The sequence below is a fragment of the Streptomyces sp. NPDC059989 genome, assembly GCF_042736975.1.
Lineage (GTDB): Bacteria > Actinomycetota > Actinomycetes > Streptomycetales > Streptomycetaceae > Streptomyces.
On sequence record NZ_JBHWUO010000019.1, the window covers coordinates 100,007 to 122,847 of the forward strand.

At 72.6% G+C, this 22,841-nt stretch carries 19 protein-coding genes and 1 tRNA gene; 12 read left to right on the top strand and 8 right to left on the bottom strand.

Annotation, left to right across the window (positions count from 1 at the left end; translation table 11 throughout):
• Window positions 1–70: 70 nt before the first annotated feature.
• Complete coding sequence (locus tag ACFWBN_RS19100) at window positions 71–2,914, top strand: penicillin acylase family protein (protein WP_385178041.1); 2,844 nt, start codon at window positions 71–73, stop codon at window positions 2,912–2,914.
• Here the strand turns inward: ACFWBN_RS19100 and ACFWBN_RS19105 are convergent.
• Window positions 2,911–3,522, bottom strand: coding sequence for a 5-formyltetrahydrofolate cyclo-ligase (locus ACFWBN_RS19105; RefSeq protein WP_385178042.1), 612 nt, complete (start codon window positions 3,520–3,522; stop codon window positions 2,911–2,913). The two genes, ACFWBN_RS19100 and ACFWBN_RS19105, sit on opposite strands and share 4 nt — an antisense overlap.
• Window positions 3,523–3,617: 95 nt before the next feature.
• Between ACFWBN_RS19105 and galU the strand changes: the two genes are divergently transcribed.
• From galU to ACFWBN_RS19140, 7 genes are all read left to right on the top strand, one after another.
• Window positions 3,618–4,520 carry a UTP--glucose-1-phosphate uridylyltransferase GalU gene (gene galU, locus ACFWBN_RS19110; RefSeq protein ID WP_385178043.1) on the top strand — a complete coding sequence of 301 codons (903 nt, stop codon included), beginning with the start codon at window positions 3,618–3,620 and terminating at the stop codon, window positions 4,518–4,520.
• A 4-nt stretch (window positions 4,521–4,524) separates the two neighbouring features.
• Window positions 4,525–5,865, top strand: coding sequence for a gephyrin-like molybdotransferase Glp (gene glp, locus ACFWBN_RS19115; protein ID WP_385178044.1), 1,341 nt, complete (start codon window positions 4,525–4,527; stop codon window positions 5,863–5,865).
• 73 nt (window positions 5,866–5,938) lie between these two features.
• Complete coding sequence (moaC, locus tag ACFWBN_RS19120) at window positions 5,939–6,418, top strand: cyclic pyranopterin monophosphate synthase MoaC (RefSeq protein ID WP_215015680.1); 480 nt, start codon at window positions 5,939–5,941, stop codon at window positions 6,416–6,418.
• A 68-nt stretch (window positions 6,419–6,486) separates the two neighbouring features.
• A complete protein-coding gene (locus ACFWBN_RS19125; protein ID WP_385178092.1) occupies window positions 6,487–6,999 on the top strand; it encodes a molybdenum cofactor biosynthesis protein B in 513 nt (170 codons plus the stop codon).
• On the top strand, window positions 6,996–7,631 hold the full coding sequence (locus tag ACFWBN_RS19130) for a GNAT family N-acetyltransferase (protein ID WP_385178093.1): 636 nt from the start codon (window positions 6,996–6,998) through the stop codon (window positions 7,629–7,631). The genes ACFWBN_RS19125 and ACFWBN_RS19130 overlap by 4 nt, the downstream gene beginning before the upstream one ends.
• 157 nt (window positions 7,632–7,788) lie before the next feature.
• Window positions 7,789–8,799, top strand: coding sequence for a hypothetical protein (locus tag ACFWBN_RS19135; protein ID WP_385178045.1), 1,011 nt, complete (start codon window positions 7,789–7,791; stop codon window positions 8,797–8,799).
• Between the two features lie 78 nt (window positions 8,800–8,877).
• A tRNA-Ala gene (locus tag ACFWBN_RS19140) sits at window positions 8,878–8,951 on the top strand.
• A gap of 158 nt (window positions 8,952–9,109) precedes the next feature.
• Here the strand turns inward: ACFWBN_RS19140 and ACFWBN_RS19145 are convergent.
• From ACFWBN_RS19145 to ACFWBN_RS19175, 7 genes are all read right to left on the bottom strand, one after another.
• On the bottom strand, window positions 9,110–9,943 hold the full coding sequence (locus ACFWBN_RS19145) for an SDR family oxidoreductase (protein WP_385178046.1): 834 nt from the start codon (window positions 9,941–9,943) through the stop codon (window positions 9,110–9,112).
• Between the two features lie 18 nt (window positions 9,944–9,961).
• On the bottom strand, window positions 9,962–10,855 hold the full coding sequence (locus ACFWBN_RS19150) for an RNA polymerase sigma-70 factor (protein WP_385178047.1): 894 nt from the start codon (window positions 10,853–10,855) through the stop codon (window positions 9,962–9,964).
• A 53-nt stretch (window positions 10,856–10,908) separates the two neighbouring features.
• Window positions 10,909–11,211, bottom strand: a complete 303-nt coding sequence (locus ACFWBN_RS19155) for a putative quinol monooxygenase (protein WP_385178048.1) — start codon at window positions 11,209–11,211, stop codon at window positions 10,909–10,911.
• Between the two features lie 117 nt (window positions 11,212–11,328).
• On the bottom strand, window positions 11,329–12,315 hold the full coding sequence (locus tag ACFWBN_RS19160) for an aldo/keto reductase (RefSeq protein ID WP_385178049.1): 987 nt from the start codon (window positions 12,313–12,315) through the stop codon (window positions 11,329–11,331).
• Between the two features lie 16 nt (window positions 12,316–12,331).
• Window positions 12,332–13,120 (bottom strand): thioesterase II family protein, encoded by a 789-nt coding sequence (locus ACFWBN_RS19165; protein WP_385178050.1) that lies wholly within the window; start codon window positions 13,118–13,120, stop codon window positions 12,332–12,334.
• Between the two features lie 14 nt (window positions 13,121–13,134).
• Window positions 13,135–14,436, bottom strand: coding sequence for a cytochrome P450 (locus ACFWBN_RS19170; RefSeq protein ID WP_385178051.1), 1,302 nt, complete (start codon window positions 14,434–14,436; stop codon window positions 13,135–13,137).
• 537 nt (window positions 14,437–14,973) lie between these two features.
• Window positions 14,974–15,753: a LuxR C-terminal-related transcriptional regulator gene (locus tag ACFWBN_RS19175; protein ID WP_385178052.1), complete on the bottom strand. Its 780-nt coding sequence runs from the start codon at window positions 15,751–15,753 to the stop codon at window positions 14,974–14,976.
• A gap of 347 nt (window positions 15,754–16,100) precedes the next feature.
• Between ACFWBN_RS19175 and ACFWBN_RS19180 the strand changes: the two genes are divergently transcribed.
• From ACFWBN_RS19180 to ACFWBN_RS19195, 4 genes are all read left to right on the top strand, one after another.
• On the top strand, window positions 16,101–16,274 hold the full coding sequence (locus tag ACFWBN_RS19180; RefSeq protein WP_385178053.1) for a hypothetical protein: 174 nt from the start codon (window positions 16,101–16,103) through the stop codon (window positions 16,272–16,274).
• Between the two features lie 134 nt (window positions 16,275–16,408).
• Window positions 16,409–18,103, top strand: a complete 1,695-nt coding sequence (locus tag ACFWBN_RS19185; RefSeq protein WP_385178054.1) for a condensation domain-containing protein — start codon at window positions 16,409–16,411, stop codon at window positions 18,101–18,103.
• Complete coding sequence (locus ACFWBN_RS19190; protein ID WP_385178055.1) at window positions 18,100–21,603, top strand: amino acid adenylation domain-containing protein; 3,504 nt, start codon at window positions 18,100–18,102, stop codon at window positions 21,601–21,603. Before ACFWBN_RS19185 ends, ACFWBN_RS19190 begins: the two co-directional genes overlap by 4 nt.
• Window positions 21,603–22,826, top strand: a complete 1,224-nt coding sequence (locus ACFWBN_RS19195; RefSeq protein ID WP_385178056.1) for a cytochrome P450 — start codon at window positions 21,603–21,605, stop codon at window positions 22,824–22,826. Before ACFWBN_RS19190 ends, ACFWBN_RS19195 begins: the two co-directional genes overlap by 1 nt.
• The last annotated feature ends 15 nt before the right edge of the window (window positions 22,827–22,841 follow it).

A 22,841-nucleotide genomic window follows, 5' to 3' on the forward strand; every position in this document is an offset into this window, starting at 1 on the left:
ACGAAGGCGGTCCTGCGCCTATGGTTGCTCCCAGCACTCCCAGGACCACCCTGCCCCTCTAAGGACAGCGATGCCCGCCAACGAATCCGCTCCTCCCGTCAAGAAGAAGGGACGACGCGCCCGTCTGATCGTGCTCGTCCTGGTCCTGGCGCTCTTCGCGGGCCTCGGCTACGGGGCGTACTGGGGCGTGGACAGCGTGCGCGCCTCCTTCCCCCAGACGACCGGCTCCCTCAAGGTGCCGGGCCTGACCGGGACCGTCGAGGTCAAACGCGACGGCCACGGCATTCCCCAGCTCTACGCCGACAACGACGACGACCTCTTCCGCGCGCAGGGCTTCGTGCACGCGCAGGACCGGTTCTGGGAGATGGACGTCCGCCGTCACATGACGTCGGGACGCCTCTCGGAGATGTTCGGCGCCGGCCAGGTCGAGACCGACGCCTTCCTGCGCACGCTGGGCTGGCGCCAGGTCGCGCAGGCCGAGTACGACACCAAGCTGTCGGCCGAGACGAAGAAGTACCTCCAGGCCTACGCCGACGGGGTCAACGCGTACCTGAAGGGGAAGTCCGGCAAGGACCTCTCCGTCGAGCACGCCGCCCTCAAGCTCAACGGCGACTACCAGCCGGAGCAGTGGTCGCCGGTGGACTCGGTGGCCTGGCTCAAGGCGATGGCGTGGGACCTGCGCGGCAACATGCAGGACGAGATCGACCGCGCGCTGATGTCGAGCAAGCTCTCTCAGGCGCAGATCGACGAGCTCTACCCGCCGTACCCCTTCGACCGGAACAAGCCGATCGTCGAGGGCGGCAAGACCGACGGCGGCAAGTACACGCCCCAGGCCGGCGGCACCGGCACCGGCTCGACGGGCACCGGCTCCGGCAGCGGCAGCGCCGTCGGATCCCAGGCCTCCGTGAACACCGGCCCCGGCACCCCCACCGTCACCGGCCTCGCCGACAACGCCACCGCCCAGGGCGCGACCGTGGGCCTGCGCACCCAGCTGACCTCCCTCGCCGAGACCCTGGACGAGATCCCCGCGATCCTCGGCCCCAACGGCAGCGGCATCGGCTCGAACTCCTGGGTCGTCTCGGGCAGGTACACGACCACCGGCAAGCCGCTCCTCGCGAACGACCCGCACCTGTCCCCGCAGCTGCCGTCGGTCTGGTACCAGATGGGCCTGCACTGCCGCACCGCCTCGGCCCAGTGCCAGTACGACGTGGCCGGCTACACCTTCTCCGGGATGCCCGGCGTGGTCATCGGCCACAACGCCGACATCGCCTGGGGCATGACCAACCTCGGCGCCGACGTCACCGACCTCTACCTGGAGCAGGTCAAGCCCGAGGGCTACGTCTACGACGGCAAGGTGCTCCCCTTCACCATCCGTGAAGAAGAGATCAAGATCGCGGGCAGCAAGAGCAAGAAGATCACCGTCCGCACCACCAACAACGGCCCGCTGATCTCCGACCGCAGCGACGAGCTCGGCACGGTCGGCGCCCGCGCCCCCGTCGCCAGCTCGGCCCCCGACCGCGGTGACGGCTACGCCGTCGCCCTGCGCTGGACCGCCCTGGACCCGGGCAAGTCCATGGACGCGGTCTTCAGGCTCGACAGGGCCAAGACCTTCGACGACTTCCGCAAGGCGGCCGCCGACTTCGAGGTCCCCTCGCAGAACCTGATCTACGCCGACAACAAGCCCCCGAACGGCAACATCGGCTACCAGGCCCCGGGCCGCATCCCCGTCCGCAACCAGGGCGACGGCCGCATGCCCGCGCCCGGCTGGGACTCCAAGTACGCCTGGAAGGGCGGCAAGGACGGCAATACCGGCTACATCCCGCAGAACGAGCTGCCCTGGGACCTCAACCCCTCCCGCGGCTACATCGTCACCGCCAACCAGGCGGTCGCGGAGCCGGGGACGGGCGCGGGCAAGTACCCGAACCTGCTGACCACCGACTGGGGCTACGGCGCCCGCAGCCAGCGGATCAACGACCTCATCGAGGCGAAGATCAAGGACAGCGGCAAGATCTCGACCGACGACATGCGGACCATGCAGATGGACAACAGCAGCGAGATCGCCGCGCTGCTGACCCCGATGCTGGCCAAGATCGAGGTCTCGGACCCGGACGTGCGCTCCGCGCAGAAGCTCCTCGACGGCTGGAACTACACCCAGGAGCCCGACTCCGCGGCCGCCGCCTACTTCAACGCGGTCTGGCGCAACATCCTCAAGCTGTCCTTCGGCGACAAGATGCCGAAGGAGCTGCGGATCGAGGGCAGCTGCATGAACGTGCGCGGCACCGGCAACGGCCCGACCGACGACCTGGCCGAGGTGGTCCGCGAATGCGGCACCCGCGGCTCGGACTCGGCGCAGCCCGACGGCGGCGACCGCTGGTTCGAGGTGGTCCGCCGCCTGGCCAAGGACGAGAAGTCGGCCTGGTGGAAGTCGCCCGCCGCCCGCAACCAGCCGGAGACCACCACCCGCGACGAGCTGTTCGCGCGGGCCATGAAGGACGCCCGCTGGGAGCTGACCGCCAAGCTCGGCAAGGACCAGTCCACCTGGAGCTGGGGCCGGCTGCACCAGCTGACGCTGAAGAACCAGACGATCGGCACCGAGGGCCCCGGCTTCATGCAGTGGCTCCTCAACCGCGGCCCCTGGAACCTGGGCGGCGGCGAGGCCACCGTCAACGCGACCGGCTGGAACGCCACCAGCGGCTACGGGGTCACCTGGGTGCCGTCGATGCGGATGGTCGTCAACCTCAACGACCTCGACAAGTCCCGCTGGATCAACCTGACGGGCGCCTCGGGGCACGCGTACAACTCGCACTACACGGACCAGACGACGCTCTGGGCCAAGGGCGACCTGCTGGACTGGCCCTTCGGCAAGGAGGCTGTGGACAAGGCCACGGTCGACACCCTGACGCTGAAGCCTTAGAAGCGCACCACCCCGGACGGGGTGGCCACCGCCTGGACGGGGTGGTCGTGCGGCTCCTCCGGGACCCGCGCGACCACCTCGTCGTCGTAGAGGAGCACGACCAGCGCGGGATGCGCCCCGGCGCGCTCCAGCCGCTCCAGGACCCGGTCGTAGGAGCCCCCGCCGCGGCCGAGCCGCATCCCGCGCGCGTCCACCGCCAGTCCGGGCAGCAGTACGGCGTCGGCGCCCGTCACCGCGTCCGGGCCGAGCGCCGGGCCGGTCGGCTCCAGCAGCCGCATCTTCCCCGGGTGCGCGGCCTCCGCGAGGCTCTGCGGGCCTTCGTACGCCGCCCAGTCGAGGTCGTTGTCGGGCAGCAGCAGGGGCAGCAGCACCTGCTTGCCGGCCGCGCGCAGGGCGTCGAGCAGGGCGCGGGTGCCGGGTTCCGTGCCGACGGAGACGTACGCCGCCACCGTCCGCGCATCAGCCAGTTCGGGCAGTTCAAAAGCCCTGACGGCGAGCGCGGTGGCCGCCGTACGACACGTGTCGGGGGACAAGGCGCGGCGGGCGGCGAGGAGTTCCCGGCGCAGGTGGGCCTTGGCGGAGGAGGCGGGGTGCCGGTTCTCGGTCACGGTAGGTTTCAATATCCCTTCGAATTTGGTACATAACTGGATCTACCTACCGCGATCTGGCCTGGCGTTCGGCGGGACCCACTATCGTTCGGGGCATGACTATGTTGCACCCCGTGATCAAGAAGGCCGTGATTCCGGCCGCGGGCCTCGGCACTCGGTTCCTTCCCGCGACCAAGGCGACCCCGAAGGAAATGCTCCCGGTTGTGGACAAGCCGGCCATCCAATACGTGGTCGAGGAGGCCGTGGCGGCAGGGCTCGACGATGTCCTCATGATCACTGGGCGTAACAAGCGTGCCCTGGAAGACCACTTCGACCGGAACTACGAGCTGGAGTCGGCCCTCATCGCCAAGGGCGACGACGACCGGCTGAAGAAGGTCCAGGAATCCAGCGACCTCGCGACCATGCACTACGTCCGCCAGGGCGACCCGCGGGGCCTCGGCCACGCCGTGCTGTGCGCCGAGCCGCACGTCGGCCGCGAGCCCTTCGCCGTGCTCCTCGGCGACGACCTGATCGACCCCCGCGACCCGCTGCTCCGCCAGATGTCCGACATCTACGCCCGCACCGGCGGCACCGTCATCGCCCTCATGGAGGTGGACCCGGCCAACGTGCACCTCTACGGCTGCGCCGCCATCGAGGCCACCGACGAGGAGGACGTGGTCCGGATCACCGGCCTCGTCGAGAAGCCGGACCCCGCGGACGCCCCCAGCAACTACGCGGTCATCGGCCGCTACGTCCTCAACCCCGCGATCTTCGACATACTGCGGGAGACCGAGCCGGGCCGCGGTGGGGAGATCCAGCTCACCGACGCCCTGCAGAAGCTGGCCGCCGACGAGACCATCGGCGGTCCGGTGCACGGCGTGGTCTTCCGGGGCCGCCGCTACGACACCGGGGACCGCGGCGACTACCTGCGGGCCATCGTCCGTCTCGCGTGCGAGCGCGAGGACCTGGGCCCGGAGTTCCGCACCTGGCTTCACCGTTACGTCACGGAGGAGATGTAGGACCTTGACCAGTTCCGCACCGCAGGACACGGGCCACCACCGTCTGTGGTCGGTGGACGAGCACCTCGCGGACGTACTCGCCACCGTCCGGCCGCTGGAGCCCATCGAGCTCCAGCTGCTGGACGCCCAGGGCTGTGTCCTGGTCGAGGACGTCACCGTGCCCGTCGCACTCCCGCCCTTCGACAACAGCTCGATGGACGGCTACGCCGTCCGTACGGCGGACGTCCAGGGCGCGAGCGAGGAGTTCCCCGCGGTGCTGACGGTCATCGGGGACGTCGCGGCGGGCAGCGGTGAGCTGCCCACCGTCGGCCCCGGCCAGGCCGCCCGCATCATGACCGGCGCCCCGCTGCCGCCCGGCGCCGAAGCCGTCGTCCCGGTCGAGTGGACCGACGGCGGTACGGGCGGGGGCGCGGCCTCCGGGATGACCCCGGCCAGCGCCGCCCCCGAGGGCGCGGCCGGCGAGGTGCGGGTGCACCGGGCCGCCGAGGCGCGGGCGCACGTCCGCGCGCGCGGCAGCGACGTACAGGCCGGCGACCTGGCCCTGGCGGCCGGTACGGTCCTCGGCCCGCCGCAGATCGCCCTGCTGGCCGCCATCGGGCGCGGCACCGTCCGGGTGCGGCCGCGCCCGCGCGTGGTCGTCCTGTCCACCGGCAGCGAGCTCGTCCAGCCCGGCGAGGCGCTGGCCGCCGGGACGATCTACGACTCCAACAGCTTCGCGCTGGCCGCGGCCGCCCGGGACGCCGGCGCCATCGCCTACCGGGTCGGCGCCGTCGCGGACGATGCCGACACCCTGCGCGCCACCATCGAGGACCAGCTGATCCGGGCCGACCTGCTCGTCACCACGGGCGGGGTCAGCGTCGGCGCGTACGACGTGGTCAAGGAGGCGCTGACGTCGGTCGCCGGCGGCGACGACGTCGAGGGCGGCGCCGGGATCGACTTCCGCAAGCTCGCCATGCAGCCCGGCAAGCCGCAGGGCTTCGGCACGATCGGCCCGGACCACACCCCGCTGCTGGCGCTCCCCGGCAACCCGGTGTCCTCGTACGTCTCCTTCGAGCTGTTCGTGCGCCCCGCGATCCGCGCGCTCATGGGCCTGCCGGAGTCCGAGGTGGGCCGGCCGAGCGTCCGGGCGGTGCTGAAGGCGGACAAGGCGCTGGGCTCCCCGGCGGGCCGCCGCCAGTTCCTGCGCGGCAAGTACGACGCGGAGAGCGGCACGGTCAGCCCGGTCGGCGGAGCGGGCTCCCACCTGATCGCCGCACTGGCCCACGCCGACTCGCTGATGGTCGTACCGGAGGACGTCACTTCGGTGGAGCCGGGGACCGAGCTGGAAGTGGTCCTGCTCGGCTGACACCCCGCGGGTGCGGGTAGCGTGTGTCGCACCACACAGGCCCCGGGCGGGCCCAGAGCGGAGCGGCACAGCAATGAGTACCCAGAGCAGGCTGACGCACATCGACGAGGCCGGCGCGGCCCGCATGGTCGACGTCTCCGAGAAGGACGTCACCACCCGCACGGCGCGCGCCAGCGGGCGGGTCCTCGTCTCCCCCCGGGTGATCGAGCTGCTGCGCGGCGAGGGCGTCCCCAAGGGCGACGCCCTCGCCACCGCGCGGATCGCCGGGATCATGGGCGCGAAGAAGACCCCCGACCTGATCCCGCTCTGCCACCCGCTGGCCGTCTCGGGCGTGAAGGTCGACCTGTCGGTCGCCGACGACGCCGTGGAGATCCTCGCCACCGTGAAGACGACCGACCGTACGGGCGTCGAGATGGAGGCGCTGACCGCCGTCGCGGTCGCCGGGCTCACCGTGATCGACATGGTCAAGGCCGTCGACAAGGGCGCGGTCATCACGGACGTGCGGGTGGAGGAGAAGACCGGCGGCAAGTCCGGCGACTGGGCGCGCTCGTGAACGCCCCGCGCGGTGGCGAGGTCCACAGCCACAGCCACGGACCGGCGGCCGAGCAGGCCGGGGCCCCCGTGGCGCCCTCGCTGCGCGGACTGGTGGTCACGGCCTCGAACCGGGCCTCGCAGGGCGTGTACGCCGACAAGGGCGGACCGCTGCTCGCCGAGGCCCTGGAGAAGCTCGGCTTCGCGGTGGACGGCCCGAAGGTCGTCCCGGACGGCGATCCCGTCGAGCAGGCGCTGCGCGAGGGCGTGGCCGCCGGGTACGACGTCATCCTGACCACCGGCGGCACCGGCATCTCGCCGACCGACCGGACCCCGGACGCCACCGCGAAGGTGCTGGACTACGAGATCCCCGGCATCCCGCAGGCCATCCGCGCCGAGGGCCTGGCGAAGGTGCCGACCGCGGCCCTGTCCCGGGGCCTGGCGGGCGTGGCCGGGCACACCCTGATCGTCAACCTGCCGGGCTCGACGGGCGGGGTGCGCGACGGTCTCGCCGTCCTGTCCCGCCTCCTGCCGCACGCCGTGGACCAGATCCGGGGCGGAGACCATCCCAGACCCGCGGAAGCATCCGGGAGCGCGAGCTGAACGGCCCCTCCTGGCCGGTCGTCCTGACGGACGGCGATGTCACGCTCCGGCCGATAAAACTGCGGGACCAGAAGGCCTGGCGCGAGGTCAACCGGCGCAACCGCGAATGGCTCCGGCCGTGGGAGGCGACGATTCCGCCGCCCGCGCCCTGGGGTCCGGTGATCCAGCGGCCGACGTACCGCCAGATGGTGCGCCATCTGCGCGCGGAGGCGAACGCGGGCCGGATGCTGCCCTTCGTCATCGAGTACCAGGGCCGGCTGGTGGGCCAGCTGACGGTCGCCGGGATCACCTGGGGCTCGATGTGCGCGGGCCACATCGGCTACTGGGTGGACCGGGACGTGGCGGGCCGCGGCGTGATGCCGACGGCGGTCGCGCTCGCCGTGGACCACTGCTTCGGGAAGGTCGGGCTGCACCGCATCGAGGTGTGCATCCGCCCGGAGAACGGGCCGAGCCGCCGCGTCGTGGAGAAGCTGGGCCTGCGGGAGGAGGGGCTGCGGCCGCGCTACCTGCACATCGACGGGGCCTGGCGCGACCACCTCGTCTACGCGGTCACGGTGGAGGAGGTGCCGGAGGGGCTGCTGCGCCGCTGGCACCGGGCGCGCCATGCGCAGGCCCCGCCGCCCAAACAATAAAAGCGAATATCCGTTCGAATTGCGATGCCCGGGCAACCGATTCGTCCATAACCTGATCCGAAGAATCACAAAAAAAGTCCGTGATATCAGCGAGATCGTGCGACACACCGGCCCAATTGGCCGATCCCCCCGCCCGCGCCCCTCTACGGTGTGAGGTGTGAGCAGCAGCGGCCTCATCTACGCAGTCATTGTCGGGGCCTGGGCCGCCTACTTGGTGCCCATGTGGCTCCGGAGGCAGGACGAGCTGAACGAAGCTCGTCCGACGGAACGCTTCTCCACTGCCATTCGGCTGCTTTCCGGCCGGGCGGGAATGGAGCGCCGTTACGCCAAGGGACTCCGTGAGCGCGGTGGTGAAGAGGCGGAGCCCCAGCCCCACGCGGACCCGGACGCCGCGACGGAAACGGTCAATTCCGTGGACGCCGACGCCCGGGCCGTTGCCGTGCCCCCGACCAGGGCGGAGCACAGATCGGCCGCGGCCGAACGGGTCCGGCGGGAGCAGCGCCTCCAGGTGCTCGCGCGCCGCCGGCGCACCACCGCACTCCTCTTCCTGCTCTTCACCCTGGGCGCGGTCGTCGCCGCCGTCGGCGGGCTGAGCTTCCTGTGGGCCCCGGCGGTGCCCGCCCTCCTGCTGAGCACGTACATCGTGCACCTGCGGGTCCAGGAGCGGCGCCGCTACGAGTTCACGATGGACCGGCGGCGTGCCGAGGCGGCCGCGCGGCACCTGCGGGAGAACCGCCCGCGCCGCCGCGAGTCCGAGGCCGCCGCGGGCGCCGAACCGGACCCCGCGCCACCGGTCTCCCCGCAGGAGGCCGGCCGGCGCGCGCTCGTGGAGCAGACCGACCACGCCGAGTGGGTGGACCAGCAGCGCGAGCGCGACCGCGGCCCGGCCCGCGGTGACAGCTGGGAGCCGGTCCCGGTCCCGCTGCCGACGTACGTGACGGCCCCGGTCGCCCCCCGCGCCACCGGTCCTGCGACCCCGGACGCCTGGAGCGCGGCCCGTTCGAGCACGGCCGAGCCGACGGAACCGCGCCTGCGCGCCCAGCCCGGCCCGGCCAAGCCGGACCAGAAGACCCCGAGCACCCCGCGCCCGCGGGGCCGCGACCTCGGCCGCACCCCGCTCTTCGACCAGTACGAGGGCGAGGACCGCCCGCGGGCCGCGAACGAGTGATCGGTGACCTGCGCGGACGCTCCCGGATACCCGTTTTGGAGCACCCGCGCGGGGATGCTAATGTTTCACACGTCGCAAGGGCCTGTGGCGCAGTCTGGTAGCGCACCTCGTTCGCATCGAGGGGGTCTGGGGTTCAAATCCCCACAGGTCCACAAACGACAGTTCGCGAGTAGCTCTCGTGGACGTCATGAGATCCCGTCCGGTCGGAAGACCGGGCGGGATCTCGGCGTTTCCGGGGTGCGTTCGAGGTGGTGCCCGAACTCGGGCGCAGCCTCCGCCGGTTGCCCGGCGGAGGATCGTCCCTCGCGGGTCAGCGGGCGACCTTCTCGGCCAGGTATTGCTCCCAGGTCCGCTTGCCCACCGCCCGGTCGGGTGCGGTCAGGGCGCCGGAACGGAAGCCCGCCCCGATCTTCCCCGGGATGAAGACCGGCAGGACCCGACGGCGCTTGCCGGCCGCCCGCAGCCAGTCCTCGGCCAGCCGGGCGGCCGAGTACACCGTGGGCCCGGCAAGGTCCGGCACCCGCCCCCAGCCTCCGGCCGGGGGCGCCCCCTTGTCCGGGTCGCCCACCGCCAACTCGACCAGCCGGTCCGCCACATCGCCCTGGCACACGGGCTGGCAATCGGTGCCGGTCGGCACGAGGACCACCGGCAGCTTCGACAGGACCCCGAAGGCCATGTTCAGCAGCTCGGGGAACTGGGTGGCCCGCAGAGTGGTCCAGCCGATCCCCGAGGCCGCCAGCAGCCGCTCGCACTCCAGCTTGATCCGGTAATAGGGGTAGGGGATGCGGTCTATGCCGACGATCGAGATGTTGACGATGTGCTCGACCCCGGAGCGCCTCGCGGCCTCCAGCAAGTGGTGGAGGGCGGGGACGTCGTTCTTGAAGTGCCGGATGTCGCTCGCGCAGTGGATGACCGTGCGGACCCCGGCGAACGCCTCGTCCAGCCCGGTGCCGGTCGTCAGGTCGCCGGTGAACCAGGCCACCCCCGGGTCGTCCGGCAGCGTGGCCCCGCGGGTGAGGGCCCGGACCGGCAGCCCGGTGCGGCGCGCCCGGTCCAGCACCTCGCGGCCGAGCACACCGGTCGCACCGGTCACCATGATCGCGTCGTTCTCCATCAGCCACAGCCCTTCTCGTATTGCCGTCACCGATGAAGAACCGACGACTCACGGGTTCTGTGACAGCTCCGCCGGCTGCTGCGCCAGAAAGGCGAGTTTGTCCGGGTTCCGGACGATGCGGACGCCGGTGATCCCGGCCTCGCCGACCTCCAGCGCTCCGAACGAGGTCAGCTCGCCGTCCTCCCAGCCGAGCACCACCAGACCGCCGTTCGCCTCGACGATCTCGATCCGCACCCCGTTCGCCCACCGGGCGAACAGACCCGCCAGGAACCGGGCCACCATCTCCCGGCCGGTGATCGGCCGCCGCGCCGCACCCACCTTGCCGCCGCCGTCCGACCACGCGACCACCTGGTCGGCGAGCAGCGCCTCCAGCTGGGGCATCGCCCCCTGCGCCGCCGCCTCCAGGAACCGGGTCAGCAGTTCGCCGCTCAGCTCCTGCGAGGAGGCGAACCTCGGCCGTTCGTCCGCCAGATGCTGCTTGGCCCTGCGGTACAGCTGCCGCGCGTTCGCCTCCGAGCAGTCGAGCACGGCCGCGATGTCCCGATGGCTGTAGTCGAAGGCGTCGCGGAGCACCACGGTCGCCCGCTCCGGCGGCGTCAGCCGCTCCATCATCACCAGCACCGCCAGCGACACCGCGTCCCGCTGCTCCGCCGTCTCCATGGGCCCGAGCGCCCCGCCGTCGGTCCGTACGGGCTCCGGCAGCCACGGCCCGACGTACTCCTCGCGCTGGGCCCGCGCCGAAGTCAGCCGGTTCAGACACAGGTTGGTGAGCACCTTCGCCAGCCACGGCGCCGGCGCCACGACCTGGCCCGGCTCGGTCCCGTGCCACCGCAGGTAGGCGTCCTGCACGGCGTCCTCCGCCTCCGTCGCCGACCCGAGCATCCGGTACGCCAGCGAGAACAGCCGGGGACGGTGCGCCTCGAACTCCTGTGCCTTGTGCATGGATCACACGCTAGACGAGCCGTGGCGAGAGCCGGCGCCGGGCCGGGACCCTGTCAGGCCAGTGGGGCGGCGGTGAGTTCGATGACCTCTGCGGGGCCCGCCCGGAAGGCGGGGCTCGCGGCGTCGGCTTCGATCATGTGCGGGGTGGCGTCGTGCGCGGCGAGGGCCGACTTCGACGACCAGCGCTCGATGAGGACGAAGCGGTCCGGGTCGCCGGTCACCCGGTGCAGGTCGTACTGCAGGCAGCCGTCCTCGGCGCGGACGATCGGTGCGAGACGTTCGTACGCCTCGACCTGCTCCCGGCCGCGGCCCGGCAGCGTGGTGATCAGGATGACGAGTTGTATGGGGTGTGACATGCGGCGAAGCGTAGGGCGGCACGTCCGGGGGCGGGAAGCGCTTTTCGGCGCCGCAGGTCTCCGGACACGGCGAAGGTCCCGCCCGGTCGGGACCGGGCGGGACCTTCTGCGTTCGGGTCAGTTCACCGAGTCGAGCTTCGCGCGCTGCTCCGGGGTCAGGTCGAGCTCCACCGCGCCGAGGTTCTCCTCCAGCTGGGCCACCGAGGAGGCGCCGACCAGGGGGAGGACCGGGATGTCGCCGCCCATCAGCCAGGACAGCACCACCTGGTTGACGGTGGCGCCGGTCTCGGCGGCGACCTCGCGGACCGCCTTGAGGCGGGGCTCGGTGCCCGCGTGCTCGAAGCCGGGGCCGAGCGGCTTGTCGTCGCGGACGTAGGCGCCGGAGATCAGCGGGGAGTACGAGACCTGCGTGAGCGACGGGTTGTCCCGCAGGTAGCTGAGCAGGTCGCCGCTGACCAGGCCCTGGTTGCCGTCGGGCGAGCGCAGGCTGGGGATGTCGGTGCGCTGGCGGAGGTAGCTGTGGTGGTGCTGGAGCACCTCGTAGCCCGGGACGCCGGCCGCGGCGGCCAGGGTGCGGGCCTTCTCCACGCGCCAGGCCCAGTGGTTGCTGGCGCCGAGCAGGCCGGCCGTGCCGTCCGCGACGACCTCGGCGAAGCCCCGTACGGTCTCCTCCAGCGGGGTGTGCTCGTCCATGATGTGCGCGTACAGCAGGTGGATGCGCTCGATGCCGAGGCGCTCGCGGCTGCGCTCCGCCGACTCGCGGATGACCTTGGCGGAGAGGCCCTCCACGTCGAGGCTGAAGCCGCTGGTGGGCTGGTTGGGGCGGGCGCCGAGCTTGGTGGCCACCGTGATCTCGTCGCCGATGCCGCGGCTGCGCAGCCAGCGGCCGACGAGCTCCTCGCTCTCGCCGCCCTGAGTGCCGTTCACCCAGAAGGCGTAGTTGTTGGAGGTGTCGATGAAGTTGCCGCCGGCCTCGACGAAGCGGTCGAGGATCGCGTACGAGGTGGCCTCGTCGACGGTGGTGCCGAAGGTCATCGTGCCGAGGCTCAGCACGCTCACTTCGCGGCGCGTTTCGGGGGCGGTGCCGATGACGCGGAATTTCACGGTGGTGCCTTTCGATTCAGGGGTGGGAAACGGGGTCGTGCCGGTCGGTGGGCTGCGGGAGGTCTGCCAGCAGCTCCGCTACCACGGCGTCCAGGTGCGGTACCAGGTAGAAGTGGCCGCCGGCGAAGGAGCGCAGCCGGAAGGGGCCCGTGGTGTGGTTCCGCCAGGCCCCGGCCTGGGGGGCGTCCACCCGGGGGTCGACGTCGCCGATCAGGGCGGTGATCGGGCAGGCGAGGGGCTCGGCGCCGGTGAACCGGTAGGTCTCGGTGGCCACGTAGTCGCTGCGCACGGCGGGCAGGATCGCGGCCAGCAGCTCCGGGTTGTCGAGCATCCGGGTGTCGGTGCCGCCCAGCAGCTTCATGTCGGCGACGAGCGTCTCGTCGTCGGCGAGGTGTACGGAGCCGGGCGCGGGCACCGAGGGGGCGCGGCGGCCGGAGACGGCGAGCGCGGCGGGCGGGCGGCCCGCGTCGCGCAGCCGGCAGGCCACCTCGAAGGCGAGCGAGGAGCCCATGCTGTGCCCGAAGATCGTGAACGGGCGGTCGAGGAAGGTCCCCCGGAGGAGCTCGGCCGCGATGAGGTCGGCCAGCTCGTGCAGGGACTCCACGCACGGTTCGCCGAAGCGCTCCTGGCGGCCCGGGTACTGGACCACCAGGACCTCGGCGTGGGGGGCGAGGGCGGCCGAGAACGGGAAGAAGTACGAGGCGTTGCCGCCCGCGTGCGGGAAGCACAGCACCCGCGGGGCGTCGGCGGGCGCGGTGTGGAACCGGCGCAGCCACGGGGTGCCGGTCGGCGCGACCGGGCTCACCCGGCCGCCCCGGCTCATACGGCCCGCCGGACGCGGCCGTTGCCGCCGCGCGCGGGGCGGGCGGTGATCGGGATGTGCTTGTAGCCGGAGACGAAGTTGGAGCGCAGCCGCTCGGGGCGGCCGGCCGGCGCGAAGTCCTCGAAGCGGGTGAACAGCTCGTGGAAGAGGGTCTTCAGGCTGACGCGGGCGACGCTGTGCCCGATGCAGTAGTGCGGGCCGATGCCGAAGGCGAGGTGCTTGTTGGGCTTGCGGCGGATGTCGAACTCGGAGCCGCGCGCGAAGACGCGGTCGTCGCGGTTGGCGGAGCCCAGCCAGACCACGACCGCGTCGCCGGCCTTGATCAGCGTATTGCGGATCTCGATGTCGCGGGTGGCGTAGCGCAGGAAGTGGTTGACGGGGGAGGCCCAGCGCAGGGCCTCCTCCAGGCCGGTGGAGTCGAGCTTCGGGTGGGCGGCCCAGTCCTGGAGCACCCCGCTGTCGATGAACTCGGCCATGACGAAGTTGGGTGCGTGCGGGGTGGTGACGTTGGCGCCGAGCAGCAGGCTGTAGCAGTTCGCGACGATCTCGTCGGCCGCCATGTGGCGGCCCTCGAACTCGGTGGAGATCAGCACGCTCAGCAGGTCGTCGCCGAGGTTGTTGCGGCGGAAGCGGACCAGGTCCTGGAAGTAGGCGAACAGCTCGCGGTGGGCGTTCTCCAGGGTGGCCTCGCGGCCGCCCGGGTCCTGGTACTCGGGGTCGTCGGCGGCGATGCACACGGTGGTGAGCCGGTTGAGCCAGGCCCAGTCCGCGGTGGGCAGCCCCATCATGGTGCCGGTGACGGACATCGGCATCGCCAGCATGGCCTGGGCGAAGTCGAAGGTGCCGCCGTCGCCGAGCGGCTCGATGAGCGGGACCACCAGGCCGCGGATCATCTCCCGCTGCTGGTCGACCGACTTGATGGCCAGGGCCTTCTTCAGGCGGCCCTGCATCGCGGTGTGGCGGGGCGGGTCGGTGGCCGCGAGCTGCTTGCCGCTGGCGGGGTCGTCCAGGCCCAGCAGGTCGAGCATCGTGCCGCGCTCGGAGGTGAAGGTGGCGGTGTCGCGCAGGACCTGGTCGGAGTCGTCGAAGCGGACGACGTTCCAGAACCAGCGCTCGTCGTCGACGTGGTGGCGGGTCAGGGTGTCCAGGGCCCGCATCCGGCGCCAGACGGGATGCGGGTCGCCGTCGCTGTAGAGGCCGGGGTCGACGAGGTCGAGGGTGGCGGCGGAGCCGGTGGCGGCCGCGTGCATCGGGCACCCCGGCGGGGGTGCGGCGGACTGTACTGCGGGATCGGACATGGCGTGGACGGTCAAGGCCCGTCTTCCTTTCGCCGGGGTGGGCGTGGGAGCGGCGCCGTGTTCGCGGCCTGTGGCCTGTGGCCTCCGGCCCGGGACACGGGAGGAGGGGGCCAGGTGAGGCGAACGGTGAGGGACCCTCGGGCGTCCGGGTATCCGGGGATACGAACCGGAGCGGGGGCCATCGCGGCGCTTGACGGGGAACCAGCCGGTCTGCGCGGGGCGGGGCGGGGCGGTGTGCCGTGCGGTGGCCTGGGGGGCCGGGCACGGGGGGCGTTGCCCGCACAACGTACATGACGGCAAGGGGAAGGTGAAGCGGCCTTCGTCACAGGGGGGTTGTCGGGACGGCCGTGCGGCCGGCTGCCGGGGCTCCGCCCCGGACCCCGCGCCTCAAACGCCGGCGGGGCTGGATATGTGCCCGGCGGGGCTGGATGTGGCGGGGCTGTGGGGTGCCGTGCGGCTCAGAGATCGGGGCTCCGCCCCGGGCCCCGCGCCTCAAACGCCGGCGAGGCTGGGTCTTGCCCGGCGGGGCTGGGTTCGCTAGTCCGGGCCGTCCTCCAGGAAGTCGCTCTTCGCGATCAGGTAGGCCAGTTGGGCTCGGCTGCGGCTGCCGAAGAGTTCGGCGGCCCAGCGCATGTGGTTGGCGACGCTGCGGGTGCTCATGCCGAGGCGGGAGGCGATGGCCTCGTCCGTGTAGCCGTTGACCATGTGGCGCAGGATCGCGCGGCGGATGTCGTCGGTGAGCAGGGGAGGCAGCCTGCTGCTCGGGAAGTTGCGCAGCGGCGAGGCGCGCTGCCAGGCGTGGTCGAAGATGCCGACCAGGTAGCGGACCACGCCGGGGTGCTCGATGACCAGGGCGATCTCGCTGCGCACCGAGCTGGGGTCGGGGACGAAGGCGATCTTGCGGTCGCAGACGATCAGCCGGTCGAACACCTCGTCCAGGGTGCGCACCTCGCCGCCGGCCTGGGAGATCTGTTCCACGTACGCCAGCGTGGGCTGGTGCGAGCGGATGGTGTGCTGGTAGATGGTGCGCTGCCGGATGCCGCGGCCCAGCGCGGCGAGGTCGCTGGCCAGTGCCTTGTCGAGGAGCTCCTGCGGGCGGCCGCCGCCGGGCTGGGCGGTCAGCAGTTCCTCCTGGCAGGCGTGGACGGCCGCGGAAAGGGTCGCGCTGATGGCGCCCGCGCCCTGGACCGCCCGGATCAGGTGGGAGTTCCCCTGGCCGTAACTGTCCAAATAGATCTCCTGCGCGCGGGAGATCGACGTGCGGACGGCGGCCAGTGCGTTCTTCTTCTCCTCGATGTCCTGTTCCAGGCGGTCCATACGGGCTCCGGCGGCCAGCCGGGGCGGTATGGGCGCAAGGGTGCCGTTCGGCAGCAGCTGGACTAGTCCCAGGTCAAGCAGGCATTGCGGACATTCGCCGGACGTCGCCCGGCCCTGCAGGGAGTCCGAGTAGTACTGGAGCCCGTCTGCGCAGATCTCAACCTTGCGCTCTTCTGCGTTTATGTCCGTTGCCGTGCACATTTTTCCACCCTGCTGGTTTCCGCATTGCACGATCATCCTGCCTGATTTCCGCTGACTGAAGGGCAATGGCCACGCATGATTTCGGCGGGGAACCACGACAGGTCTATACCTCGCAGATCCATCGATCCAGGAAGCAAGGTACGAAAATGATCAAGAACGCTCTCGGTCTCGCCCTCGGCGCGCTTGCCCTTGCCGCCGTCGCCGCGGCAGGCGTCGTCACCGACTCCACCACCCCCCGGACGGTCACCGTGGCGGGAGACTCCCAGTGGGGCGCCCCCGTCCCGCGCGCCACCGTGGCGGACGACTCCCAGTGGGGCTGATCCCCCTCACGCTCACCACCCCTGACCGCCAGGGGTGCCCGGCACGCACCGGCCGGCCGACCCCCGCCTGAGGGGCCGGCGATCCGCGGGGCGGGCCACTCACCAACGCTCCCGCAGATCTCGGAGGTCCATTCGTGCTGCCCGAAGCACCGCACGGAACGTCGCACAGCGGTCACACCTGGTATCCGGCCACCCGGGTGCAGCAAGGCATCTGGGTCCTGGACCGGGACGACCTGCTCAGGCCCACCCAGCTGGTGCCCACGGTCGTGGAGTTCACCGGCCCGGTGGACCACGGGCTGCTGGTTTCCGCGGTCGGGCGGTCCCTTGAGCGGCACCCCTCGCTGCGGGCGCGCTTCCGGCTCGACGTGAAGCGGCGCCAGGTCGAGTACCGGACCGACGGCCCGCCGGCCGAGGCCGGCTTCCTCGACGCGGCCGCCGAGGGCTGGAGCGAGGACGAAGTCGACCGCCTGGTGAGGGCGTTGTGCGTCACGCCCTTCGATCTGGCAACGGACGCGCCCGCCCGGGCCGAGATCATCCGGACCGGACCGGAGCGCACCCTCCTCGTGCTGAACGCGCACCACATCGTCGTCGACGGGGTCTCGCGCACGATGCTCCTGGAGGAGATCCGCGACATCTACCGGGCCGGCCTCGAAGGCGTCGAACCGGTACTGAGCGATCCGCCGCACCCGGCTGCCGTCGTCGCCGACCGCACCCCCGAGGAGGTCGCGGAGCAGGTACGGGAGGTCGTCGACCGGCTGCGCGGTGCGCCCGCGGACGTCGTACTGCCCTTCACCCGCCTCGCCCACGAGGGGGAGGAGGCCTCGCTGCTCGGCGCGACCCTGGCCCTGTCCCTCGACGAGGAGACCACGGCGCGGGTCATGGAAGTGGCCGGCCAGGAGGGCTGCACCCCCTTCATGCTGGGCGTCGCCCTGCTCGCCGGCACCCTTGCTCGCACCGGCCCCCAGCGCGACTTCCTCATCGCCTTTGCCTGGCCCGGCCGCGACGACCCCGCCACCGCCGACGTCATCGGGATGTTCATGACGACCGTCGTGCTGCGGGCCTCGCTGGAGCCGGGGGACACCTGGCGCGACCTGCTGGGCGGCGTACGGATCAGCGGCATGGAGGCCTTCGTCGACAGCGACGTCCCCCTCGACGCCGTCTCCGCCGCCCTCAACCCGGACCGGGGCGGCCTGTGGCCGCCGCTGTCGCCGGTCCTGGTCAACCTCGACGAGGCCCCGCGGTCCCTGGAGCTGGCCCCGGGCGTACCGGCCCGACTGCGCCCGCTCGACCCGATGTTCATCAAGTACGACCTGGCCATGTTCGTCCGGCTGGAGGACACCGCCGAGGGGCGGCGCCTGGCGCTGTCCCTGGACTACCCGGTCAACGTCTTCGGCCACACCGACGTCTCGCGCTTCCTCAACGCTCTGCGGCACAGCGCCGCGGACCTCGCCACCTTCCCGGAGAATCCCGTGCTCGAAGAGTCCGTAACCGCCACCGCCATCGCCACCCCGGACGTGGAAGACCCCGCCGCGCGCCTCGAACTCGTCCGCTCCATCTGGCGCGAGGTCCTGGAGACCGACGAGGTCGACGACGACGCCAGCTTCTTCGAGTCCGGCGGCGACTCCCTGCTCCTGGTGCTCCTCGTCGAGCGCCTCGGCCAGGTCTCCGGCCGCGAGGTCCGCACCATGGACCTGTTCCGCAACCCGACCGTCAGCGGCCAGGCCGAGCTCATCGCGGGCGCAGCCCAGCCCGCCGCGGCCGCCGCCGGCACCGACCGGGCCGCCCTGCTGAACGCCGCCCGCTCCCAGGGTGCCGAGGCCGCCCGATGACGCCCGGGACGCTGGCCGCCGAGATCCTCGACCTCTCGGACGGGCCCGACGTACTCGACGCGTTCGACACGGAGAGCTTCATCTCCCTCGGCGGCGACTCCCTGCGCGCCATGCGCCTGGCCGCCGTCCTCGAAGAGCGCCTCGCGCTGCGCGTCTCGATCCTGGAGCTGCTCGGCGGCTCCCCGCTCGCCGATGTACTGGCCGCCGCCGTGCCCGCCGCCCCCGCGGCGCCCGAGCCCGCGCAGGCCGGGGCCGCCGGCGCCGAGCAGGCGCTCACCCCCGCCCAGCGCGGGATGTGGCTGATGGAGCGGGTCGCCGGGGGTTCCCCGTACAACCTGGTCTTCCGCTGCTTCATCGAGGACGGCCGGCTGGACCGCGGCCTGTTCACCAAGGCCCTCGCCGCCACCGCCGCCCGCCACGAGGGGCTGCGCAGCGTCTTCCGCGAGGCCGCCGACGACGTGGTCCAGGAGATCCTGCCCGCCTACACGCCCGAGCTCGCCGAGTTCACGTACGACGGGCCGGCCGAGGCCTTCGAGGGGTACGTCCGCCGGGACAGCGCCGAGCTCGGCCGCCTCCCCTTCGACCTGGCGGCCGAACCCGCCTACCGCTTCGCCCACTACGGCTCCGGCGCGCAGGGCGACGAGCGCTGCGCCGTCGTCCTGATCGCGCACCACATGGTGCTCGACGGGTTCGCCGTCGGCTACCTGCTGCGCGAGGTCTTCGAGACGTACGCCGAGCTCAGCGACGAGCAGCAGCACGCCGACCGGGCCCCCCGCGACCCCGGCACCCCCCTGTCGGCGCTCACCCGCCGCCAGGAGGAGACCCGGTCCCGCGGCGCCTGGGACGAGCAGGCCGAGTTCTGGAAGCAGCACCTCGACGGTGTCCCCTCCATCCTCGAACTGCCCGCCGACCGGCAGCGCCCCGCGATCCAGGACGGTGCGGGCGACCGGCTCGGCCTGGATCTCGGCCCGGCCACCACCGAGCTCGTCACCCGGCAGGCCCGCGGGCTCGGCATCACCCCGTACTCCTTCCTGCTCGGCGCCTTCGGCCTGGCGCTGAGCCGCCTCAGCGGCAGCCGCAAGCTGCTGGTGGGCGTGCCGCTGCTGGGCCGCGGCGCCTCCGAGCTCCAGCGGCTGATCGCCGTCGCCGGCAACCTCGTACCGGTTCGCATCGACGTGGACGACGACGCTCCGGTCGGCGACTACCTGCGCGCCGTGCACCACAGCCTCGGCACCGCCATCGAGGCCGGCGACCTGCCCTTCGAGGAGCTCGTCGCGCGCCTCGGCACCGAGCGCAGCCTCGGCTGCCACCCGCTGGTCCAGGTCTGCTTCGGCATGCACGACCAGCTCGTACCGCGCGAACTGACCGCCGGAGCACTGCGGGTACGGGTGGAGGAGGGCCACGGCGGCGGTTCGCAGTTCGACCTCACCATGCTCATCGGCCACGCCGACCCCTCGCTGGCCGGGCACGTCGAGTACGCGACCAGCGTCTGGAACGAGACCGAGGCGCAGTCCTTCGTGTCCGACTTCCGCGCCGCCGTCGAGGAGCTCGCCGCCTCGCCCGAGGCGCGGCTGGAGGACATCCGCTGCATCTCCCACGAGGGCCGCGCGCTCCTCGACGAGATCAACGAGAGCGGCCGGGACTTCCCCGCCACCTCCCTCGACGCCCTCTTCCGCGAGGTGGCCGCCCGCCGCCCGGGCGACGTCGCCGTCCGCGACGCCTCGCACACCCTGACCTACGGGCAGCTCGCCGCGGCCGCCGCCGAACAGGCCCGGCTGCTGCGCGCGGCCGGAGTCGGCCCGGGCGACCGGGTGCTCGTCGGCGTCGAGCGGTCGGTCGCCGAGGCCGTCGCCGTACTCGGCGTGCAGTGGGCGGGAGCCGCGTACGTCGGCATCGACCCGGCCCTGCCCGACACCCACCTCGCCCGGATCCTGGAGCGGGCCACGCCCGCCGCCGCGCTGACCGGCCCCGTCGACGCGCCGACCGCGCACCGCTTCGCCGAGCTGGGCGCCCCCGCCGTGGCCACCTGGGAGCCGGACTGGCAGCCGGCCGCTCCGGACTCCGTGCCGACGCCTCCCGAGGACCCCTCGCGCCTCGCCTACGTCGCCTTCACCTCGGGCTCGACCGGGCAGCCCAAGGGCGTCTGCGTACCGCACCGCGCGGTGATCCGCCTGGTCCACGAGGCGGGCTACGTCCGGCTCGGCGCGGGCGAGCGGATGCTGCGGCTCTCCCCGCTCTCCTTCGACGCCTCCACCCTGGAGCTGTGGGGCGCGCTGCTGACCGGCGCCTCCCTGGAGGTCCACCCGGCGGGCCTGGCCTCGCCCACCGAGCTCGGCGCGTTCCTGAAGGAGCGCCGGATCACCGTGGCCTGGCTGACCGCCGGACTGTTCCGGCTGGTCGAGGAGTTCGCACCGGACTCCCTGGGCGGACTGCGCCAGCTGCTCACCGGCGGCGACGTGGTCCCGCACGAGCACACCGCCCGCGTGCTCTCCCGCCACCCCGACATCATCATCACCAACGGGTACGGGCCGACCGAGAACACCACCTTCACCACCACCCACTCGGTGGCGCGCGCCTCGGACGTGGACGGTCCGCTGCCCATCGGCCGCCCGGTGCCCGGCACCCGCGTGTACGTACTGGACGCGCGCCGCCGCCAGCTCCCGCCCGGCGCGGTCGGCGAGCTGTACACCGGCGGCGAGGGCCTGGCCGACGGCTACCTCGGCGACGAGGCCGAGACGGCCCGCGCGTTCGGGCTGCTCTCGCCGGACGTCGACGAGCGCCTCTACCGCACCGGCGACCTGGTACGGATCGACACCCGCGGCCGGATCCGCTTCCTGGGCCGCGCCGACGACCAGGTCAAGCTCCGCGGCTACCGGGTGGAGCTGAGCGCGATCAGCGACGTGCTCGCCGAGCACCCCGAGGTGCAGGACGCCGTCGTCCTCGTCACCGACGGGGACAGCGCCGAGAAGCGCCTCGTCGCCGCGGTGGTCCTCACCGACGGCGCGGCGGCGGACGCGGTCGCCCTGCGCGACCTGCTCAAGGAGCGGCTGCCGTCCTACATGGTGCCGACCCTGTGGGCCGTGGTGGACCGGCTGCCGGTGACCGCCAACGGCAAGGTGGACCGGCGCGCGCTCGCCGCGGTGGCCGGTCCGGCGCGGCGCGCGGCCGCCAAGGCGACCCCGGCAGACTCGGCCGCTCCGGTCGCTCCTGCTGCGGAGGCCGTCGCCGAGCCGGCCGCCGAGACGGTCGCCGCGGCCGCCGGCCCCGGCCTCGACGAGCGCATCGCCGAGCTGTTCGCCGAGGTCATCGAAGGCCCGGAGCCGGTCACCGGCGTCACCGCCGAGACCGACTTCTTCATGGTCGGCGGCAACTCCCTCGGCGCCGTACGGCTGATGCGCAAGATCAAGCAGGAACTGGGCGCGTCCGTCCGGCTGCGGGACTTCCTGCTGTCGCCCACGCCCGCCGGGCTGCGCGCGCTCATCGAGAAGGCGGCGCTCTGATGGTTCCGACCGCCCCGACCGCCCCGACTGCGGCTCCGGTCCCGCCGCCGTCCCTCGCGGACGGCGTGCGGGCCCCGGAGTGGGACGAAGGACTGGACTGCTGGGTCGTGGCGGACCCCCGCCTGGCCCAGCAGGTCCTCAACCACCCCGGTTTCGCCTCCGGGACCTTCGAGCGCTCCTTCCAGCTCTACATGACGGACGCGGCCCGCGCCGAGTACCGGGAGCTCACCGAGTTCCTGCGGCTGTGGTTCGTGCAGGCCGACGCCCCCGAGCACATGGCGCTGCGCCGCCCCGTCCAGCGGATGCTGTCCGCCTCCTACGTGCGCTCCCTCGCTCCCAGGATCGAGGAGATCACCGACGAGTGCCTCGACGACCTCGCGGCCGGGCGTCCGTACGACGTCATGCCGCCGGTCGCCGACGGGATCTCGGGCAAGGTGATGGCCCACGTGGTCGGGCTGGACCTGCCGCCCGTCGTCCTCCACCGGTGGTCGCGGACGCTGTCGCTGTTCATCGGCGCCATGTACCGGCGCGACCACGCGCTGGCCGCCCACCAGGTCATGGTGGAGATGTCCGAGGCGCTGGCCGGCGCCCGGGCGCTGGAGGGCTTCCCGGTCGACACCGAGGAGGACCGGGCGCGGACCACCGCGACCTGGGCCATGTGCCTCTTCGGCGGCCTGGAGACCACGGCGTCCCTGCTCGGCTCCACCGTCCTCACCGCGCTCGGCGACCGCGCGCTGTGGGACGCGGTGTGCCGGGAGGTGCCGGGCGCGGTGGAGGACCTCGTCGAATCCGTCCTGGTGAGCCGGCCCCCGCTGCGCCACCTGGGGCGGGTGGCCGCGTACGACCAGGAGTTCGCCGGCGTGCGGCTCAGCGAGGGCGACCTGGTGCTGGTCAGCCTCACCGGCGAGAACCCCCTGAACGACGCCGAGGAGGCGCCGGCCGCCGTCTGCCCGGTCACGGGTGCGAGCGCCGCGGCCGCCGCCGGTACGGATACGGGCGTCAAGGCGGCCGGCGGCGGGTCGGAGCGGCACCTGATCTTCGGACACGGACCGCACTACTGCGTCGGCGCCCCGCTGGCCCGTCTGGAGGCGGCCATCCTGCTGCGCCGCCTCGCCCGGCGGTTCCCGCACGCCCGACTGGCCGAGGAAGCCGCCGTATGGGGGCCCAACCTCAGCTACGTGGGCCTCGACCACCTGTACGTCGAACTGGCCGGAGACGCCTGATGCACTCCTCTCCCG

Coding starts and splice junctions, on each gene's coding strand:
- ACFWBN_RS19195 (WP_385178056.1), top strand. CDS start 21,603: ATGGTTCCGACCGCCCCGACCGCCCCGACTGCGGCTCCGGTCCCGCCG.
- ACFWBN_RS19150 (WP_385178047.1), bottom strand. CDS start 10,855: ATGCACAAGGCACAGGAGTTCGAGGCGCACCGTCCCCGGCTGTTCTCG.
- ACFWBN_RS19155 (WP_385178048.1), bottom strand. CDS start 11,211: ATGTCACACCCCATACAACTCGTCATCCTGATCACCACGCTGCCGGGC.
- ACFWBN_RS19175 (WP_385178052.1), bottom strand. CDS start 15,753: ATGGACCGCCTGGAACAGGACATCGAGGAGAAGAAGAACGCACTGGCC.
- moaC (WP_215015680.1), top strand. CDS start 5,939: ATGAGTACCCAGAGCAGGCTGACGCACATCGACGAGGCCGGCGCGGCC.
- ACFWBN_RS19170 (WP_385178051.1), bottom strand. CDS start 14,436: ATGTCCGATCCCGCAGTACAGTCCGCCGCACCCCCGCCGGGGTGCCCG.
- galU (WP_385178043.1), top strand. CDS start 3,618: ATGACTATGTTGCACCCCGTGATCAAGAAGGCCGTGATTCCGGCCGCG.
- ACFWBN_RS19100 (WP_385178041.1), top strand. CDS start 71: ATGCCCGCCAACGAATCCGCTCCTCCCGTCAAGAAGAAGGGACGACGC.
- ACFWBN_RS19190 (WP_385178055.1), top strand. CDS start 18,100: ATGACGCCCGGGACGCTGGCCGCCGAGATCCTCGACCTCTCGGACGGG.
- ACFWBN_RS19180 (WP_385178053.1), top strand. CDS start 16,101: ATGATCAAGAACGCTCTCGGTCTCGCCCTCGGCGCGCTTGCCCTTGCC.